This is a genomic window from Actinocorallia sp. B10E7 (genome assembly GCF_039871655.1).
In the GTDB taxonomy this organism is placed as follows: Bacteria; Actinomycetota; Actinomycetes; order Streptosporangiales; family Streptosporangiaceae; genus Actinocorallia.
This window is the reverse complement of record NZ_JBDPLZ010000001.1, coordinates 191582-208548: the sequence shown is the minus strand read 5'-3', so window position 1 is coordinate 208548 and position 16967 is coordinate 191582. Positions and strand designations below refer to the sequence as shown.

16 protein-coding genes, 1 tRNA gene and 1 pseudogene are annotated in these 16967 nt (G+C 70.8%); 7 read left to right on the top strand and 11 right to left on the bottom strand.

Annotated features, from left to right (window positions below; all coding sequences use genetic code 11):
* Positions 1-39: 39 nt before the first annotated feature.
* Complete coding sequence (locus ABGB12_RS00960) at positions 40-297, bottom strand: DUF6401 family natural product biosynthesis protein (protein WP_347673685.1); 258 nt, start codon at positions 295-297, stop codon at positions 40-42.
* 163 nt (positions 298-460) lie between these two features.
* On the opposite strand from ABGB12_RS00960, the gene ABGB12_RS00955 reads away from it, so the two are divergent.
* From ABGB12_RS00955 to ABGB12_RS00945, 3 genes are all read left to right on the top strand, one after another.
* Positions 461-2203 carry a GMC family oxidoreductase gene (locus ABGB12_RS00955; protein ID WP_347673683.1) on the top strand — a complete coding sequence of 581 codons (1743 nt, stop codon included), beginning with the start codon at positions 461-463 and terminating at the stop codon, positions 2201-2203.
* 111 nt (positions 2204-2314) lie between these two features.
* The gene (locus ABGB12_RS00950; protein WP_347673682.1) at positions 2315-3250 is read left to right on the top strand and encodes a GlxA family transcriptional regulator; all 936 of its coding nucleotides are present in this window, start codon (positions 2315-2317) and stop codon (positions 3248-3250) included.
* Positions 3251-3261: 11 nt separating this feature from the next.
* Positions 3262-3894 carry a DJ-1/PfpI family protein gene (locus ABGB12_RS00945; protein WP_347673680.1) on the top strand — a complete coding sequence of 211 codons (633 nt, stop codon included), beginning with the start codon at positions 3262-3264 and terminating at the stop codon, positions 3892-3894.
* A 42-nt stretch (positions 3895-3936) separates the two neighbouring features.
* On the opposite strand, the gene ABGB12_RS00940 is transcribed toward ABGB12_RS00945, so the two are convergent.
* Positions 3937-6114: an MMPL family transporter gene (locus ABGB12_RS00940; protein ID WP_347673678.1), complete on the bottom strand. Its 2178-nt coding sequence runs from the start codon at positions 6112-6114 to the stop codon at positions 3937-3939.
* Between the two features lie 35 nt (positions 6115-6149).
* Complete coding sequence (locus ABGB12_RS00935) at positions 6150-6677, bottom strand: DUF6223 family protein (RefSeq protein ID WP_347673676.1); 528 nt, start codon at positions 6675-6677, stop codon at positions 6150-6152.
* Between the two features lie 215 nt (positions 6678-6892).
* On the opposite strand from ABGB12_RS00935, the gene ABGB12_RS00930 reads away from it, so the two are divergent.
* The gene (locus ABGB12_RS00930; protein ID WP_347673674.1) at positions 6893-8023 is read left to right on the top strand and encodes a sensor histidine kinase; all 1131 of its coding nucleotides are present in this window, start codon (positions 6893-6895) and stop codon (positions 8021-8023) included.
* The gene (locus ABGB12_RS00925) at positions 8020-8700 is read left to right on the top strand and encodes a response regulator transcription factor (protein ID WP_347673672.1); all 681 of its coding nucleotides are present in this window, start codon (positions 8020-8022) and stop codon (positions 8698-8700) included. The genes ABGB12_RS00930 and ABGB12_RS00925 overlap by 4 nt, the downstream gene beginning before the upstream one ends.
* A 47-nt stretch (positions 8701-8747) precedes the next feature.
* Here ABGB12_RS00925 and ABGB12_RS00920 read toward each other — a convergent pair whose 3' ends face one another.
* Both ABGB12_RS00920 and ABGB12_RS00915 read right to left on the bottom strand, forming a co-directional pair.
* Positions 8748-10301 (bottom strand): IS200/IS605 family accessory protein TnpB-related protein, encoded by a 1554-nt coding sequence (locus ABGB12_RS00920; RefSeq protein WP_347673671.1) that lies wholly within the window; start codon positions 10299-10301, stop codon positions 8748-8750.
* Positions 10302-10598: 297 nt separating this feature from the next.
* Positions 10599-11714 (bottom strand): hypothetical protein, encoded by a 1116-nt coding sequence (locus ABGB12_RS00915; RefSeq protein WP_347673669.1) that lies wholly within the window; start codon positions 11712-11714, stop codon positions 10599-10601.
* Between the two features lie 208 nt (positions 11715-11922).
* Here ABGB12_RS00915 and ABGB12_RS00910 point away from each other — a divergent pair.
* Positions 11923-12226: pseudogene (locus ABGB12_RS00910) on the top strand (transposase); the annotation flags it as partial.
* Between the two features lie 134 nt (positions 12227-12360).
* Here ABGB12_RS00910 and ABGB12_RS00905 read toward each other — a convergent pair.
* Positions 12361-12903: a hypothetical protein gene (locus ABGB12_RS00905; protein ID WP_347673668.1), complete on the bottom strand. Its 543-nt coding sequence runs from the start codon at positions 12901-12903 to the stop codon at positions 12361-12363.
* Positions 12904-13165: 262 nt separating this feature from the next.
* Positions 13166-13657: a SigE family RNA polymerase sigma factor gene (locus tag ABGB12_RS00900; protein ID WP_347673667.1), complete on the bottom strand. Its 492-nt coding sequence runs from the start codon at positions 13655-13657 to the stop codon at positions 13166-13168.
* Between the two features lie 424 nt (positions 13658-14081).
* Here ABGB12_RS00900 and ABGB12_RS00895 point away from each other — a divergent pair, with 424 nt between their 5' ends.
* Positions 14082-14462: a hypothetical protein gene (locus ABGB12_RS00895; protein WP_347673666.1), complete on the top strand. Its 381-nt coding sequence runs from the start codon at positions 14082-14084 to the stop codon at positions 14460-14462.
* An 86-nt stretch (positions 14463-14548) separates the two neighbouring features.
* Here the strand turns inward: ABGB12_RS00895 and ABGB12_RS00890 are convergent.
* The 4 genes from ABGB12_RS00890 to ABGB12_RS00875 all read right to left on the bottom strand — a co-directional run bounded on the left by ABGB12_RS00890 (position 14549) and on the right by ABGB12_RS00875 (position 16948).
* Positions 14549-14624 (bottom strand) — tRNA-His (locus tag ABGB12_RS00890).
* Between the two features lie 66 nt (positions 14625-14690).
* The gene (gene orn, locus ABGB12_RS00885; protein ID WP_347673664.1) at positions 14691-15302 is read right to left on the bottom strand and encodes an oligoribonuclease; all 612 of its coding nucleotides are present in this window, start codon (positions 15300-15302) and stop codon (positions 14691-14693) included.
* 36 nt (positions 15303-15338) lie between these two features.
* Positions 15339-16274 carry a DUF2510 domain-containing protein gene (locus ABGB12_RS00880; protein ID WP_347673663.1) on the bottom strand — a complete coding sequence of 312 codons (936 nt, stop codon included), beginning with the start codon at positions 16272-16274 and terminating at the stop codon, positions 15339-15341.
* Positions 16275-16309: 35 nt separating this feature from the next.
* Positions 16310-16948 carry a hypothetical protein gene (locus ABGB12_RS00875; RefSeq protein WP_347673661.1) on the bottom strand — a complete coding sequence of 213 codons (639 nt, stop codon included), beginning with the start codon at positions 16946-16948 and terminating at the stop codon, positions 16310-16312.
* Between the last annotated feature and the right edge of the window lie 19 nt (positions 16949-16967).

Genomic DNA, 16967 nt, shown 5'->3' with positions numbered 1-16967 from the left:
TCGTCCCGTCCGTCCGCTCCGGGCGGGCGGGGCGGCCCGTCAGCGGCCGTCGATCAGCCGCTGGACGGCGAGCACGCGCTGGGCGTGCCAGTCCAGGCGGGAGCCCAGGCGCCAGCCGGTCTCCTCCAGGGCCTCCAGGAATCCGTCGAGGTAGTCCTGGAGGGTGGCCCTGGTGACCGGGAGCCCGCTGGCGCTGATGATGTCCCGTACCGCGGCGGCGTGCTGGTCGGCGGCGGCGGCCAGGCCCGGGGCCCAGGGGGCACGGCCCAGAACGGTCAGGAACGAAGAGTCCGGCATAAACCCCAAAGATAGTCAAAGTTCCTCCATGCTCATGCCGCGCCGACTCGCCCGGCCGAGGCCGGATCGGCCGCGGCACCGGCCTTCTGGCTTATGCAAAGAATCCGGTAAAGCGAAGAATGTCCAGATTCGCTGAGGGAAGGGGCCGGGTACGTCCCGAGCCATGGACTACGACGTGCTGGTGATCGGCTCGGGGTTCGGCGGCGCCGTCACCGCCCTGCGGCTGAGCGAGAAGGGCTACCGGGTCGGAGTCGTGGAGTCCGGGCCCCGGCGCAAGGACCACGAACTACCCCGGACGACCTGGCAGGTGCGCGACTACCTGTGGCTGCCCGTCCTCGGCTTCCGCGGGATCCAGCGCTTCCACCTGCTGCACGGCCGACGAGGACGGGGAGGCCGCGCCCTGGTCCTGGGCGGGGCGGGAGTCGGCGGAGGCTCCCTCGTCTGCGCCAACCTCCTGCGCCCGCCGCCCGAGGACTTCTACACCGACCCGCACTGGGCGCACATCGCCGACTGGAAGAGCGAACTGGCCCCCCACTACGACCAGGCGGCCCGGATGCTCGGCCTCACCGAGAACCCCTCGACGACCGACGCCGACATCCTGCTCCACGACATCGCGGAAGACCTCGGCGCCGCCTCCACCTACCGGCGCGCGCCCGTCGCCGTCTTCTTCAACGAGCCGGCCGGAGCCGAGACGGCCGACCCCTACTTCGGCGGAGCCGGGCCCCGGCGGCGCGGCTGCATCGAATGCGGCGAGTGCATGATCGGCTGCCGGCACGGGGCCAAGAACAAGCTCACCACGAACTACCTCCACCTGGCCGAACGGGCGGGCGCCGTCATCCACCCCGACAGCGAGGCGATCCGGGTGAAACCCCTGTACGGCGGGGGGTACGCGGTCCACACCGTCAAGCCGGGACGGCGGCTGCCCGGGACCACGCGGAAGTTCACCGCCGATCAGGTCGTGTTCGCCGCCGGCACGTACGGCACCCAGCGGCTGCTGCACAGGATGAAGGCGGCCCGCGTCCTGCCCAAGCTGTCCGACCGGCTCGGCGCGCTCACCCGCTCCTACGCCGAGGTCTACGCCGGGGCCGCCCGGCCGCGGGCCGTCGGGCGTCCCCTGTACGAAGGAGTGGCGGTCACCTCGTCCCTGCGGCCCGACCCCCGGACGACCGTCGAGGTGCTCCGGTTCGGAAAGGGCTCCAACCTCACCGGGCTGCTGCGCGTCCCGCTCCTGGACGGGGACGGGCTGCCGCGCTCGCTCAAACTCCTCGCCTACACCCTGCGGCACCCCCTGCGGACACTGAGGCTGCGGGACGTCCGGCGCTGGACGGAACGGGGCCTGACCACCCTGGTCCGGCAGCCCAGGCAGGGCCCGTTCACCCTCGGCACCCGGCGCGGCACCTTCGGGTACACCCTGCGCGCCCAGGTCGGAGCCCAGGGGTACGGGCCGAGTTGGGTCCCCATGGCGCACCGGGTGGCGCGCCTGCTGTCCCGCCGCCTGGGCGGCCCCCCGTCCGGCTCGCTGCTGGACCTGCTGGGACTCCCGCCCACCGGCCACCTCTTCGGCGGCTGCGTCATCGGCTCCTCCCGCAGGACCGGCGTCATCGACCCCTACCAGCGGGTCTTCGGCTACCCGGACCTGCACATCGTGGACGGCTCGTCGCTCACCGCCGACCCCGGCCCCAGCCCCGCCCTCACCATCCTCGCCCAGGCCGAACGCGCCATGGCCCTGTGGCCGAACAAGGGCGAGACCGACACCCGTCCGGCCCAGGGCGGGTCCTACGCCCGCCTGGCCCCCGTCCCGCCCCGGCGTCCGGCCGTCCCCGAGGACGCCCCCGGCGCCCTCCGCATGCGATTCCCCGACGCGGGCCTGGGCGAGCCGGAGAACCTGGCCGGCTGGTCCCGGTGACCCACTCGCCGCCCTCCGGCCGCCTCGGCGGCCGGGACCGGGCGACGCGATGGCAGGAATCGTCACGTTCGTGTCATTGCCGCCATGCGGACGGCGGGGAAGGCTGGGGGCGTGAGAGTGGTGTTCCTGACCTATCCCGGATTCCAGAGCCTCGACCTGACGGGGCCGCTGGAGGTCTTCAGCCTGGCCGGCGGCTATGAGGTCGAGACCGTCTGCATGGGGGGAGGGCCGGTGCGCTCCCACAGCGGTCTCGCCTTCGTGCCGGACCTCGCGGCGGAGGACTGCGAGGGGCCGATCGACACGCTGGTCGTGGTGGGCGGCGAAGGCGTCGTCGGGGCCGTGGGCGACACGGCGACGCTGGACTGGGTGCGGGAGGCCGCCACCCGGTCCCGGCGGGTGTCCTCGGTGTGCAGCGGGACGTTCGTCCTGGCCGCCGCGGGGCTGCTCCAAGGGCGGGACGCCACGACGCACTGGCGGGTCTGCGGGGCGCTCGGCGAGTTCTTTCCCGAGGTGACCGTCCACGACGACCGGATCTTCGTCGTGGACGGCGAAGTCTGGACCAGCGCGGGCGTGACGTCCGGGATCGACATGGCACTGGCCATGGTGGAGCGCGACCTCGGGCCGGACACCGCGCTGCGGGTCGCCCGCGAACTGGTGGTGTTCGTCCAACGGCCCGGCGGCCAGGCGCAGTTCAGCACCCAGCTCAGCGCGTCCAGACCCGAGCACCCCGCGCTGGTCGAGCTGCAGAGCTGGATCCCCGAGCATCTGGACGCCGACCTGAGCGTGCCCGCCCTCGCCGAACGGGCCGCGATGAGCCCCCGGCACTTCGCCAGGGTGTTCACCCGCGAGACCGGTCTGACCCCCGGCGCCTATGTCGAGTCGGTCCGGGTCGAGACGGCACGCCGGCTGTTGGAGTCCACCGCCCTGCCGGTGGACGTGATCGCCCGGACCTGCGGGTTCGGCACCCCCGAGACCATGCACCGGAGCTTCCGGCGGCGGATCTCGGTCACCCCCGGCGCCTACCGGCACCGGTTCAGCGCACGTTGAAGGAGCCGTCCATGCGTATCGTCTTCCCCCTCTACCCCGGTTTCACGGCGCTCGACGCGATCGGCCCGTACGAGGTGCTGTCGCGGCTGCCCGGAGCCGAGGTGGTGTTCGCCGCCGCCGAGCCCGGCCCGGTCGCCGCGGACACCGGCACCCTCACGGTGCTCGCCGAGGCCGCCCTGGCCGACATCACCGGCTGCGACGTGGTGGTCGTCCCCGGCGGCCCCGGATGCGTGGCGGCCGGGCAGGACCCCGCCTACACCGGCTGGCTGGCCCGCGTCCATCCCGAGACGCGCTGGACGGCGTCGGTCTGCTCGGGCTCGCTGCTGCTCGGCGCGGCCGGGATCCTCGACGGGCTGCCCGCCACCTCGCACTGGGCGGTCACCGACGTCCTGCCGATGTTCGGCGCGATCCCCACCGCTCAGCGGGTGGTCTTCACCGGAAAGATCGTCACCGCGGCCGGTGTCGCCTCCGGCATCGACATGGCCCTGTCCCTGGCCGCCGAACTCGCCGACCGCGAGACGGCCGAGTCCATCCAGCTCTTCATCGAGTACGCCCCCCAGCCCCCGTTCGCCACCGGCTCGCCCGCCGAGGCCCCGGCCCCCATGGTCGAGCGCGTCCGGGAACAGGTGCTGGGAGCCGTCTGACGGCGCACCCGGCCCGTCCTCCCGAGCCGCGCCCGAGCAGGATCAGACTCCGGCCTCCTCCCCGACCACGGCACGTGCGGCCGGGGTCGCCTTCGGCGGCCGGCGTCCGGGCATCCACCAGTTGGCCTTGCCGCACAGCTCCATCACCGCGGGGACGAGGACCATCCGGACGATGGTGGCGTCGATGAGCACGGCGACGGCCATGCCCAGGCCTCCCTGCTTGACCGCGATGTCGGGGCCGAGCAGGGAGGTGGTGAAGACGGCGATCATGATGGCGGCCGCGGCCGTGATGACCTTGGCGGTCCGCGCCAGCCCCCGGGAGACGGCCGCCCGGGTGTCGCCGGTCCGCTCGTACTCCTCACGGACCCGTGAGATCAGGAATACCTGGTAGTCCATCGACAGGCCGAACAGGACCGGGAACATCATCATCGGGACCCAGGTCGTGACCGGCATGGCGGCGGGGAATCCCAGGGCCGGGCCGAACCATCCCCACTGCACGACCGCCACCACCACACCGTAGGCGGCGCCGATCGACAGCAGGTTCATCGCGGCGGCCTGCAGGGCGATCGTGACCGACCGGACCAACGCGATCAGCAGCACCATGGACATCGCGATGACGACCAGGATCATCAGAGGCAGGCGCGAGCCGGACTCCTCGGCGGCGTCGATGGTGCCGGCGTTCGGTCCGCCGACGAGGACCTGTCCGCCGCCGGGCGTCCGGGGCAGCACGTCGTCGCGGAGCTCGTGCACCAGCTCCGCGGTGGCTTCGTCCTGGTACCCGGTCGTGGGGAAGGCCGTGAAGGCGACGGCCCGCCCGTTCTCACTGACCAGAGGTGGCGTGGCGTAGGCGATGCCCTCGGTCCTGCCGACCGCTTCGACGACGGGACGCAGATCGGAGTCCTTGGAGTCGACCTCGGCGGCGAAGACCAGCGGTGCTCCGTAGCCTGGTCCGAAGCCCTCGGAGAGGATCTCGTACGAGACGTAGCTGCTCCTGTCTCGGGGCTGGACGCTGGCGTCGGGCTGGCTCAGCCGCATCGACAGCGTGGGGGCGGCCAGCACCAGCAGGACCGCGCCGGCCAGCGTCGCGGCGACCAGCGGTCTGCGCTGCACCACGTCGGCCCAGCGCTCGGCGAGCGTACGGTGCTCCCGGGACGGCGCACCGGCCTCCTGGTTCCGGCGGGATGCGCGGCGAGGCAGACGCAGCGAGTCGATCCTGTGTCCGGTGAAGCCCAGGAACGCGGGCAGCAGTGTCACCGCGGCGATCATCGTGACCAGCACCGTGATCGACGTGGCGACGGCCACCCCGGTCATCAGCCGCTGCCCCATGACGACCAGGCCCAGCAGCGCGATCACCACGGTCGTGCCGGCGAACAGCACCGCGCGACCGGCGGTGTCGATGGCCTTGGCCGTGGCGTTCTCGGGTTCGTCGCCGTCCCGAAGGCCGTCCTTGTAGCGGGTCACGATGAACAGCGCGTAGTCGATGCCGACGCCGAGCCCGATCATCGCACCGAAGGCCAGGGTGAAGTCCGGAGCGGGGACCAGGTGCCCCATCAGCTTCATCAGCGCGAGGCCGGCCACGATTCCCAGGAGGGCGGTCACGATCGGCAGGCCCATCGCCACCAGCGACCCGAAGGCGATGAACAGGATCACCGCCGCTGCCAGGATGCCCACGCTCTCGGCCGGCCCCTGCGGGGGAGTCTCGGCCTTTTCCGCCATGTACCCGCCCAACCCAAGCGTGACGCCGTCGCCGGAGGCGCCCTTGACCGTGTCCACCAGGGGCTTGACCTCGGCCTTCTCCACCTCCTCGTCGTTCAACGGGATGGTCGTACGGGCGATACGGCGATCCTCGGTCACCAGGGCCTCGTCCTGGTACGGCGAGGCCACCGGTCCGGTGACGGGTGAGGCGGCCAGATCGGCGACGACCTTCTCGATCTTCTGCCGGGCGGCAGGGTCGTCGATGCCCTTCTCCGCCCTGATCGCAAGGGTCAGCGTGTCCCCTTGCCGCTCGGGGAAGTGCTTCTCGATCAGAGCCTGCGCCTTGGCGGAGTCGGAGTCTCCGCCGGTGAAGTCGTTGTCGGGGGCGGCGCCGTAGCCGAAGCCGGCGAACGCCACGATGATCACGCCGACGATCCAGGCCAGGAGGACCAGGCGGCGGCGCCGGTGACAGAACCGGGCCAGTCCCGCCAAGGGCCCGTCCGTGCGGGGATTCTCGATCGCCATCGTCTTCTCCGTTCGTCTTCGCTGCGGTCGGCCGGTCAGCTGGTGCGGCGGGAGCGGGCCAGGGCCAGCCCGTTGAAGGCCAGGCCGATCAGCCCCACCGCCACGGCCACGATGGCCCCGGCCCGCCCGTTGCCGGTGCCGAAGCCACCGGCGGAGTAAGCCAGGTGCAGTCCGCCGATGACCGTGCCGACCAGTCCCGCGGCCCCGGCCGCGATGGCCACGCGCCGTCCGCCGCCGGAACCGGTGCGACCGGCGGAACGGGCCGCCCTCCCGCCGACGACCGCGCTGATCAGCCCCATCGCCCCGGCCACGAGGCTCCAGGACCGCCCGGTGCCGAGATCGGCGGGGGCGGCCAGCCGACCGGTGTCCTCCTGCAGCGGCTCCGACGAAGGCGGGGAGCCGGGCTCCAGCCCGGGCTTCGCACCCGCCTCGGCAGGCCGCGCGCTCCACGCGGTCCTGTCGACCTCGGAGATCTCCTTGCCGTGCGTGGCCGCGGGTGCGGTGAGCCCGCACACTCCGATCAGTGCGGCTCCGGCGACGGCGAGCATGAATCGGACGAACATGAGATGGCCTTTCTTCTGCGGCTGGATGTCGCCCGATCATGTCCGCCGGACCCGTCGCCGGTCGTCCGCCGGATGCAGGCACTTCGCGCTGCGGCTCATGGCGCATCCCGTTGCCGAGGAAGCCGCAGACGCCGCGAAAGTACTGCGTGCGCGGTAGACGGACGCTCGTCCACAGGCAGGAGGCGCGCGCGGCGAGGTCTGGTTAGGGTGCGCTTATGAGCACGGGACTGCCCGGTATCCGGGCCAGGAGCAAGGACTGGGCGATCGCGGTCTGCGTGGCGGCGGTGCTGCTGGTCACCGCGCTGACCGGGGACCACCCCGCCACCGATCTCGACGTGCTCGGCTACGCGCTGGTGGTGACGAGCGGACTGGTACTGGCAGCCGGCCGCCGGGCCCCGGTTCTCGTCCTGGCCGTCACCGGGTTGTGCGCGCTGGGTTACCAGGCGATCGGTCTCGAGGTGCCCGCCGTCGCGTACCTGTTCGCGGTGTACGCCGCCATGCGGTCGGGACATCGGATCATCACGCTGGCCGTGAGCGTGGCCCTGCTGCTCTCCCTCCCGTTCGCGGTCATGGCCTCCCCGGGGGGCGCGTCCGTGGGCGACGCGTTCGCGCAGGCCCGGGGCATACTCGAGCTGGCCTGGCTGATCGCCGCCGCTGCCGCGGGCGAGGCGCTGCGGCAGGCCGAGCGGCGGGCGGACGAGGCCGAGCGCACCCGGGAGGAGACCGCCCGGCTGCGCGCGACCGAGGAGCGGCTGCACATCGCGCGGGAGCTGCACGACTCGCTCACCCACCAGATCTCGATCATCAAGGTGCAGGCCGAAGTCGCCGTCCACCTGGCCCGCAAGCGCGGCGAACAGGTGCCGGAGGCCCTGCTGGCGATCCAGGAGGCCGGCCGTGAGGCGACCCGCGAGTTGCGAGCGACCCTGGAGACGCTGCGTGACGACGCCAGGATCCCGTCGAACGGGCTCGACCACGTTCCGGAACTGGTGGAACGCGCCCGCGGGACAGGACTGGACACGACGCTGACGGTCGAAGGGCAGCGACACGACGTGCCGACCGCGGTGGACCAGACCGCGTACCGGATCGTCCAGGAGTCGCTCACCAACATCGCCCGCCACGCCGCCGCCACCACGGCCTCGATCCGGATCGACTACCGTCCGGGCACCCTCGCCATACGGGTCGACGACGACGGCAAGGCCGTGCCGGGCACCGCCCCGGTGCCCGGCATCGGGCTGCTCGGAATGCGCGAGCGGATCACCGCCCTCGGCGGCCGCCTGCGCGCCGAACCGCGCAGCGAGGGCGGCTTCAGCGTCCAGGCCGAGCTGCCCGTGGGCCGGCCATCGTGATCCGCGTCCTGCTGGTCGACGACCAGCCGCTCCTTCGCGGGGGATTCCGGGCGCTGCTCGACGCCGAGGACGACATCGAGGTGGTGGGCGAGGCCGCCGACGGCGAGGAGGGCCTGACACTCATCAGGGAGTATCTGCCCGACGTCGCGCTCATCGACGTCCAGATGCCGGTCATGGACGGCATAGAGACGACCCGGCGCATCGCCGCGGACCCGGCTCTGGCCGGGGTGCACGTCGTCATCCTGACCAACTACGGCTTCGACGAGTACGTCTTCAACGCATTGCGCGCCGGCGCCGCCGGATTCCTGGTCAAGGACATCGTGCCGGAAGACTTCCTGCACTCCGTACGCGTCGCCGCGCGCGGTGACGCCCTGCTCGCACCGTCGATCACCAGGATGCTGATCAGCCGGTACGTCGCGCAGCCGCTCAACCCGGGAGCCGGCACGGGGCTGAAGGAGCTGACCAACCGTGAACGCGAGGCCGTCGCCCTGGCCGCGCAGGGCCTGTCCAACGACCAGATCGCCGACCGCATGGTGATCAGCCCGGTGACCGCGAAGACCCACATCAACCGGGCCATGATCAAGCTCCAGGCCCGCGACCGCGCCCAGCTCGTGGTCCTCGCCTACGAATCCGGCCTGGTGACCGTTCCTCAACACCGTCCAGGGGTGTCCCTGTGATCAGTGGCCTGCCCCGAACGGTGCTGGACAGGCTAGTCCCCTCGCTTTCACGCACCCGGCGGCTGCGCGGATCGCGTCCGTGCAGCCTTGCGGGTGGGGCGGGTTCCCTCGCGCCCCGGGACGCGGCGTTCGGCCTGGGCGGTCCGATGCCCCGCACCATCACTCCGGTGGTGTGGGGGTGGTGCCGTCCGACGCCGGGCGCCGTGGCCCAGGGCGCGTCGCCCGATCACGAGGCTCGCGGCCTCGTGCCGGGTCGTCTTGCGCGTAGGAGTGCCGGTGGGCTTCTGCCAGTACTTCGCTCCCCACACGCTGGTGTAGGCCGCATCCACCGCCACCACGGCGATGCCGCATTCGGCGGCCATCGAGACCAGCCGTGCTTTGAGGCGGCTGGTGGGGATGCCGGAGATGAGTCGGCGGAAGCGGCGGTTGCGGCCGTGCTTCTCCCGGGTGGTGGCCTCGGCGAAGTCCAGGTCCTCGATCGCGATCGCTTTCGCGCCGGTGCGGCGGGTGTGGTGCAGCAGCCGGGTCAGGGCGTGCCGCAGCTGGGCGTCCCGGTGCTGGGAGGTGCCCGACAGGTCGTAGTCGAAGCGGACCGGTGCGCCGACGGGGTTGCCGTGGACGTCCAGGCGCCAGGCGGCCAGGTGGTCGGCGTTGGTGTCCACCGCCACCACCCCGCCCGCGCGTGCCGCCTCCAAGGGGAGGAGGCGTACCGCCGGGCGCTGCCAGGAAGCGTCCACGTACCAGCGCCCCCGATCAGTGTCGAGGTGCAAGCGGTAGGCGACCGCCCGATCCGCCTCCACCCGGTCCGCCCACTCCCCGCCCCGATGCGCGAAGGAGATTTTCGCGGCCAGGATGTACCGGCCGTGGGGTGCGTTGGCGAGGTCGGTCAGGGGTGCGGGGAGTTTGAGGCTGGCCTGTCCGTCGGGGGTGATGCGGATGGTCTCGTTGCCGTACCGTTTGCCGCTCTCGCCGTCGGCGGCCAGGAACCAGCGGGCCGCCTGCCACCGCTTCCGCCACTGCTCGGCGGTGAGGTCGGCTTCCCGCAGGTGGTGGCGGGTGCGGGCCAGGGCGCGGCCGCCGCGCACCACGTGCACCCGCCCGGCGGCGAAGTCGGCCGCGACCTTCTCGCGGCGCTGTTTCAGCAGGGCCAGGCGGCGGGACTTGTGAAACCACTCGCTCCTGGAGCGGTAGCCACCTGGGGCGCGTTTGCTGCCCTTCTCGCCCACAGGCAGGGCCAGACGACGGCCGATGGTGTCGATGGCGGCGTCCAGGCCGGTCAGGTGCGCGGCCTGGGAGCGCAGGGACAGCGCCCACTGGTCGTGGGTGGCCTTGGTGATCGCCCCCGCCCACCGCGAGGAGGACTGGCCGGTCAGGTTCCGTTTGCGCTCCGTCCACCGCTGCGCGGTGTGCCGGAGACCATCAGCGCAGCGGATCGCCAGATCACGGCCCGCCAACGACCCCAGATGCGCACCCACCCGGCGCAGCACCTCCTCGTCCCAGGGGGTGAGGCCCTTGAGACGGGTGCGGACCGACACGCCTTGGGGCTGTGCGACGACGAACGGCGGGGTGACCGGCCGCAGCGGCCCCACTCGCTCAGCCATGCCGGGCCGTCCGCGAAGCCGAGCGGCAGCGGTGGATCGCCGACATACCGCACCCCTTCTCACCTGCCCTAGGTCACCGGGTGTGACCAAAAGACAACCTACTCCCGGTGCGGTGGGCTCGGACGGGAAACCGGAACTCCCTCCTTCAAGCATCCGGAGAGACCAGCGACCGGCACCCGGCCGCCGAGACCGACCGCACGGGATACGCCGCGAGGTCCACGGACGAGGCCACAGACGACCAGAAGAACCTCACTGACACTCCTGAACACTCAACCGGCCTTTCGAGCCTCCCGGCCTTCAGGGCAGCTCGAAGATCGCGGCGTCGTAGTTCCCGGTCGGCGGCTCGATGTGGCCGGCGCCGAGGAGGCGCTGGGTACCGGGCAGACGGACCATGTCAGCGACTCCGGGGGTTCCGCGGACGACGTGGCCCAGGAAGCGTTCGGTCCAGCGGCCGGAGGCGGTGCGGTGGGTGAGGAAGAGGTCCTCCTCCGAGACCCCGTCCGGGTCCGACGTGTCCTCGGAGGCCAGGAACCAGAGTCCGCCTCTGCCGTCGGGGACGGGCTCGAAACCGATCGGCACGGCGGGGTCGGTCTTCTCCTTCCGCCATTTGCCGTTCTTATAGCGCAGCAGGAAGGAGTTCTCCTTCGAATTCTCATCCTTCCAGTCCGAGATGTGGTAGCCGACCATCCAGACGTCCTTGCCATCGATGACCGGTGCGTCGAAGAGGGTGATGGATTTCCTGGTCTGCTCGGGCAGGAGCGCGCCCGGGTCCACGGTCTTCCAGCGCCGACCGTCGAAACGCACGACCCTGGCCCTGTCGTTCTTGTCGAAGCCCCACGCCCAGATCGTCTTTCCATGGGCCTTCGCGCCCCAGATGGAGATCGGGGTCTTGGCCTTGCGCCAGCGCCGTCCGTCGAAACGCAGAGCGCGGGGCCGCTGCGAGTCGAACACCCAGACTCCGTGCTTGCCGGTGGCGGCGACAGCGGAGACGATACGGGCGTCCCAGTGTCTGACGAGGCTCCAGCGCCTGCCGTCCCAATGCAGCAGGTAGGTCGCGCCTCGATCGTCGAACGAGTCGGACCCCACGGTCCAGACGTTGTTCGCGGACGAGGCGTCGGCCGCCTTCATCCAGCCGTTCAGGCCGCGAGGCAACTCGGCTCGCTTCCACGTGGAGCCGCTCTTCCGGTAGATGAGGGGCCTGTTCTTGTAGTCAGGGTGGGCCGTGCCGAACGCCCAGACGTTCTTCCCGCCCGGGGCCAGGATGATGTCGAAGCCGTTGTCGGCCTTGAGCGTGTTGAGCCAGACGGGCTTCAGCGGGTCCCTTTCCGCAGCGGTCGCCGTGCTCACCGGGACCGTCAGAACGCCCAAGGTGGCCGCCGCCATCGCGAAACGGCCGAAACTGAATCCCATCATGGCGGACAGCTTTCCATAAAGATCAACTAGTGGTACAGGTTTCGGATCATCCCTCGGATGAGGCAGGGTGTCATTTCTGGGGCCGGGGGTCGGCCTGCAGCCGCTGGTTGAACTTCGCCTTGAGTTCGAGGAACTCGTCATGGGCTTCGGCGAATTAGGTGCGGCGTTCGGTGGGGTTCGCGGTGACGAAGCAAAGCCATTTGCCGTCGGCCGCAAAGAGCTCGTCGCGCTGGTCGACGGCTACCGCGAGTCGACCGAGTCGTGGGCCGACCTGCTGCGCGACTGCAAACGCTGCGGGATACGCCCCCGTGCTCGCGGTCGAGGACGGTGCGCTGGGGTTCCGGGGGCGCGCTGCGAGAGGTGTTTTGCAGGCCGAGGAACAGCGCTGCCGGTTAACAAGATCGCGAACATGCTGGAGGGCGCTCCCGAAGTCGGCGCACCCGGGCGCGAAGAAGCATCTGGCGGAGATCTGGAACGCCGAGGACCTCGACCACGCCCGCCGCGCGGTCGAGGAGAACGAGAACGCTCGTTCGGCTCTCCTCCGCGCGGGACGGGCTTTCTCGCGTTTCCGGCCTTTGCATGATGACCACGCGAACGCTTCCGCCTCATTGTGGGGGCGATGAGGCATGTCAGGGAGTGATGAGATTTACGCTCGTGCGAGGGAGATCGCCATGGGCAGAGGGACGGCGTGGAAGCCGCGCTCGGCCGCGCGGGTGTAGGAGTCGCTGCCGGGGATCTCGGAGAGGCGGCCGGTGAAGGGCGTGGAGGGGAGGTCTCTGGCGGACCAGCACCCCGCAGTGCTGAGGATCAACTCCTCGCCCACGATCGGGGCCACGCGCATGGTCGCGTCGATCCTGGTGGTTTGATCGGGCGGGGATCCACGCCAGATGATCGCCAGCATTCTGCCGTCGGGCGCCCAGAGGGCGCCGCTGTCGGTTCCTGGGAACGGGCCGCTCCGTCCGCGTGCTCCGGAGATCCAGGCGGAGAAGCCGTTCGCCACCGGCGGGCCCGCGAGCACCTGGACGGAGTCCAGGCTGGCCTCAGCGAAGATCTCCGGACCATCGGAGGAACGGCCGGTCAAGGTCGCCCGGGCGATGACGATGGTCGCTCCCGCACGCCGTGCCTCGGCGAAATCGTCTTTCAGCGGCCTGTTATCGCATCCGGAGACGGGCACGTCGGCGGGGGCCACCGGAGACGGAGAATCGGCCTTCGACGGAAGGGCGCCCAGGGAGCCCTGTGGAAGGGCGTTCGGGGAATCGTCTGCTTCGCCCTGGGACAGGTGCGGCCATATGAGGATGGCCGATCCGGTCACGAGGATCGCTGAGGCGCATGCCGAGGCGATGCGCATGCGGGTGCGCCGCCGTCTTTTCGATCGGACCTTCGCCATGACGGAGGCCTGATCGGGAGCCTGTGATGTCAGGGCCTCGCGAAGCTGCTGCTGATCCATCGGGTCAGTACCTCTCTATCGGTGCCTCGTCGGACAGACGGAGGGCCGCCCGCGCTTGAGATGCCTGCGAACGGACCGTGGCCGGTGAACAATCAAGCGCTTCGGAGATCTGTTTGTCGTCCCAGTCCGCCAGGTATCTCAGCACGATGACGGCCCGTTGTTTCGGTGAGAGCCGGGAGAGGAGACGCTGGACTTCGTCCCGGTCGATCACCTGGTCACTGCCATCTGGGACGGCACGATCGAGAAGGCGGTCGTCACCGGACGGGTCGGTTCGCCGGCGCGCCGTCTTCCGCCGATCCGAAAGGTAGGTCGTGACGATCATGCGCCGCACGTAGGCCGACGGTTTGTCCATCGCCGAGATCCTGCTCCACCGGTCGGACGCCTTCGGGAGAGCGTCCGCCAGAACGTCCTCAGCGGTGTGAACGTCTCCCGTGAGAGCTCCGGTGAATTGAGCAAGGGCGGTGTATTCGGTGTTGACGAAGCCCTCGAAGTCCATGGATTCCTTCCCGCCGAGGTGCGAGCCTCGTCGTACTAACGTCACCGGGCGGCCGAGATGTGCAGGCGGAGCGGAAGTCCTCACGCCGAGGCGAGGGAGCCCGCGCAACGAGTGGCCGGCCGGGTCGCGTGGCGTCCCGGCCGGCATCTTCCTCTCCCCGTCGAACGCGCACCATCGCCGCTCGAATTACAGCTCTCGTTTCTTCCGGCCCCCGCTGGACGGCTGGTACGCGAAGAACAGCGGAGAGAGGAGGCCGAAGCCCGCCAAGCCCGTTCTGGTCGACTTCGCCGACGGCTGGCCCGGCCGCCCTGTCCCGCCGTGGCCGCCGGCCGCACCGGGGGAGCCGTACGAGCCGCCGTCCGGCCGGGGCGTCGTCTCCCTGGTCGACCCGCCGGGCAAAGGCCGCTGCGTCGAGTGCCGGTGCATGCAGCTCCTGAAGATCAACGGTGAGCTGATCGGCCACAAGTACCAGGGCGAGCGCTGCCCGGGTTCCGGCAAGAGACCGGCCGAGGCTCCGTCGATCGGAGTCTGGTTGCCGCTCCTGCCTCAGCTCACCCCGCACGGGCTACGGCACGGTCACCAGACCTGGATGGACGAGGGCGTCGTTCCCTACGTCCTTCAGTCCGAGCGGATGGGCCACGAGGTGCCCGGCATGCGCGGGACCTACAGCCACGTGAGCCCGATCATGCGCGCCAACCTGATCGACGAGCTTCAGAGCCGTTGGGAGCAGTCGCTGAAGGAACGGGCCGCGATCTCTTCGGGCTCCCTGGTGCCCGCTCTGGACCGGCTTCTGAAGGCGCTCTGAAGCAAGATCACTCCCAGCTCGCCCCCAGAATCGGACATGCTGAAACGTCAGAGGCCCTTCCGCCGGAGCGGAAGGGCCTCTGAGCTTGGGGTGAGTGACCGGGCTTGAACCGGCGACACCCAGGATCACAACCTGGTGCTCTGCCAACTGAGCTACACCCACCATGTTCGCTGCTTCGCCTCTCGGTGAGGCAGCGAAACAAGTGTAGCGCGTCCGGGAGGGTGGTCGTTACTCGTTATCGGCGGACTCCGCGACGACCTTGGCGGAGAGGGCGCGGGCGGTCTCCGAGTCGGGGCCGGGCTGGGGGACGAAGACGGCGGCGCGGTAGTAGCGAAGCTCGCGGATGGACTCGGTGATGTCGGCGAGGGCGCGGTGGCCGCCGGTCTTGACGGGGCTGGCGAAGTAGACGCGCGGATACCAGCGCCGGGAGAGCTCCTTGATCGAGCTCACGTCGATCATGCGGTAGTGCAGGTGGGCGTCCAGCGCCTGCATGTCGCGGGCGAGGAAGGAGCGGTCCGTGGCGATGGAGTTGCCGCACAGCGGGGCCTTCTTGGGGTCCGGGACATGGCTCTTGACGTAGTCCAGGACCGTGGCCTCGGCCTCGGCCAGGGTGACTCCGCCGGGGAGCTCCTCGAGCAGGCCTGAGGTGGTGTGCATGTCGTGCACCACCTTGTTCATCTGGGCGAGCGACTCCTCGGGCGGCTTGATCACCACGTCCACACCCTCGTCGAGGATGTTGAGCTCAGGATCGGTCACCAGGACCGCGATCTCGATCAGGGCGTCGCGCGCAAGATCGAGGCCGGTCATCTCGCAGTCGATCCAGACGAGTCTGTCGTTCATGCCCCCAACCTTAAGGGCCCCGGGGGACAGCCCGCTTTAGCCGGCCTTCAGGGAGCCGATGACCAGGTCGACGTCGCCCTGGTTGCGGTGGCTGTCGGGGAAGGAGAGGAAGAGCCCGGCGGGCTGCTCTCCGGGGCGGTCGACGAGGATGATCACGACCCGTTCGGAGCGGAAGTTCCAGCCCTTGGACTCGGCCTGCGGGAAGCTCACGCGGACCTCGTAGTACCAGGCTTTCTTGCCGCTGACGCTGTAGGCGCGGGAGGAGACGTCCTCGACGTTGTTCTGGGGGTAGAAGCCGGGGCGGACGAGGCCGAACCAGCTCTTGGCGGCGGCCTCCAGGTCTCCGTTGGTGTAGAAGACGCTGGCCGGTAGCTCTGCGGAGTAGATGGAGGCGACGTACTCGCTGCCGGGCCCGTCGTACTCCTTCTGCACCGAGGCGACCTGGCCCTTGGTCAGGCCGAGCTTGGCGTACGCGTTGCCGGAGGGGATGGTGGAGGACGTCCAGTCCCCGCCGAGCTGGGACCAGGACAGCCCGGAGGCCGTGTCGGTGATCGTCCCGACGACGGGGGAGCGGCCGGCGCCGGGCTGGGAGGGGCCGGTGCTCTGGGACGCGCGGGGGGAGGGCTCGTCGGACTCGAACGCTCCGACGGCCAGCAGGACCGCCACGACGGCGAGGACGACGACGACGGCGCCGCCGCCGATCAGGCCCACGAGCATGGTCTGGTTGCCCTTGCGGGGCGGGGGGACGGCTCCGGGGGAGCCGGGCGGCGTCCAGGGCTGCGGGGTCCCCTGTCCGGGGGCCTGCCAGGGCTGGGGAGTGCCGGGGCCCTGCGCGGGCGGCGACCAGGGAGCGGGAGTCGGCTGTCCGGTGGGCTGGGTCGACTGGGTCCATTGGTTCCCGTCGAACCAGCGCTGGAGACCGGGGGTGCCGTACGGGTCCGGGTACCAGCCGGGAGGAGTCTGGCCGCTCATGGCGCAGACCCTAGGGTAAAAGAATAACAAAGCGGTCAAATGCCTCCGGCGGCCTCGAGCGGGCGCTCCAGAGGGCGGGAGTTGACCAGCCCCACCTGCTCACCGCTCAGCCGGGGCCGCGGCGGTTCCGCGGGCTCCGGGCCGGTGAGCTTGCCGATGTCGATGGCGCCGGGTCCGGGCGCGTGGCACCCGGGGACCTGGGAGTGCCCGAAGTGCCCCCCGCGTGACCAGAACCGGCGCTCTCCCAGCGCCTGGTAGGACGCCGGGACCGCCGGCGGCGGCCCGGCGGGCCAGCGCCGCACGACCCCCCAGGAATCCAGCCAGTCCAGCACCGGACCGAGGTCGCGCAGCGGACCCAGGGTGAACGGCTGGCGCGCGAAGCCCACCACCATGATCTGCAGGCAGGCGCGCCCCTCTGCGCCCACCTCCGGTCCGATCAGGCGGGCCGCCCGGGTCGCCGGCACCTGCTGTACCACCTCTCCGCGCAGGGGGTTCCAGACCAGGTGGGCGGGGGTGCCGCCGGACTCCAGCGTCTGGGCCACCGACCGGGCGGAGACCGTCTGCGGATCGTTCTCACTGGTGCTCCAGACGGCACGCGGCGCGCCGCCCTTGAGTCTCCCTCCGTCGTCTCTGGTCGGCAGGCGTCCTGCCCCGGGAAGCCAGGCTTCGGCCACGATCGCGAACCCCCAATCG

Coding starts and splice junctions, on each gene's coding strand:
- ABGB12_RS00900 (WP_347673667.1), bottom strand. CDS start 13,657: ATGGACTTCGAGGGCTTCGTCAACACCGAATACACCGCCCTTGCTCAA.
- ABGB12_RS00920 (WP_347673671.1), bottom strand. CDS start 10,301: ATGGCTGAGCGAGTGGGGCCGCTGCGGCCGGTCACCCCGCCGTTCGTC.
- ABGB12_RS00930 (WP_347673674.1), top strand. CDS start 6,893: ATGAGCACGGGACTGCCCGGTATCCGGGCCAGGAGCAAGGACTGGGCG.
- orn (WP_347673664.1), bottom strand. CDS start 15,302: ATGAACGACAGACTCGTCTGGATCGACTGCGAGATGACCGGCCTCGAT.
- ABGB12_RS00915 (WP_347673669.1), bottom strand. CDS start 11,714: ATGATGGGATTCAGTTTCGGCCGTTTCGCGATGGCGGCGGCCACCTTG.
- ABGB12_RS00945 (WP_347673680.1), top strand. CDS start 3,262: ATGCGTATCGTCTTCCCCCTCTACCCCGGTTTCACGGCGCTCGACGCG.
- ABGB12_RS00955 (WP_347673683.1), top strand. CDS start 461: ATGGACTACGACGTGCTGGTGATCGGCTCGGGGTTCGGCGGCGCCGTC.
- ABGB12_RS00935 (WP_347673676.1), bottom strand. CDS start 6,677: ATGTTCGTCCGATTCATGCTCGCCGTCGCCGGAGCCGCACTGATCGGA.
- ABGB12_RS00880 (WP_347673663.1), bottom strand. CDS start 16,274: ATGAGCGGCCAGACTCCTCCCGGCTGGTACCCGGACCCGTACGGCACC.
- ABGB12_RS00940 (WP_347673678.1), bottom strand. CDS start 6,114: ATGGCGATCGAGAATCCCCGCACGGACGGGCCCTTGGCGGGACTGGCC.
- ABGB12_RS00895 (WP_347673666.1), top strand. CDS start 14,082: ATGCAGCTCCTGAAGATCAACGGTGAGCTGATCGGCCACAAGTACCAG.
- ABGB12_RS00960 (WP_347673685.1), bottom strand. CDS start 297: ATGCCGGACTCTTCGTTCCTGACCGTTCTGGGCCGTGCCCCCTGGGCC.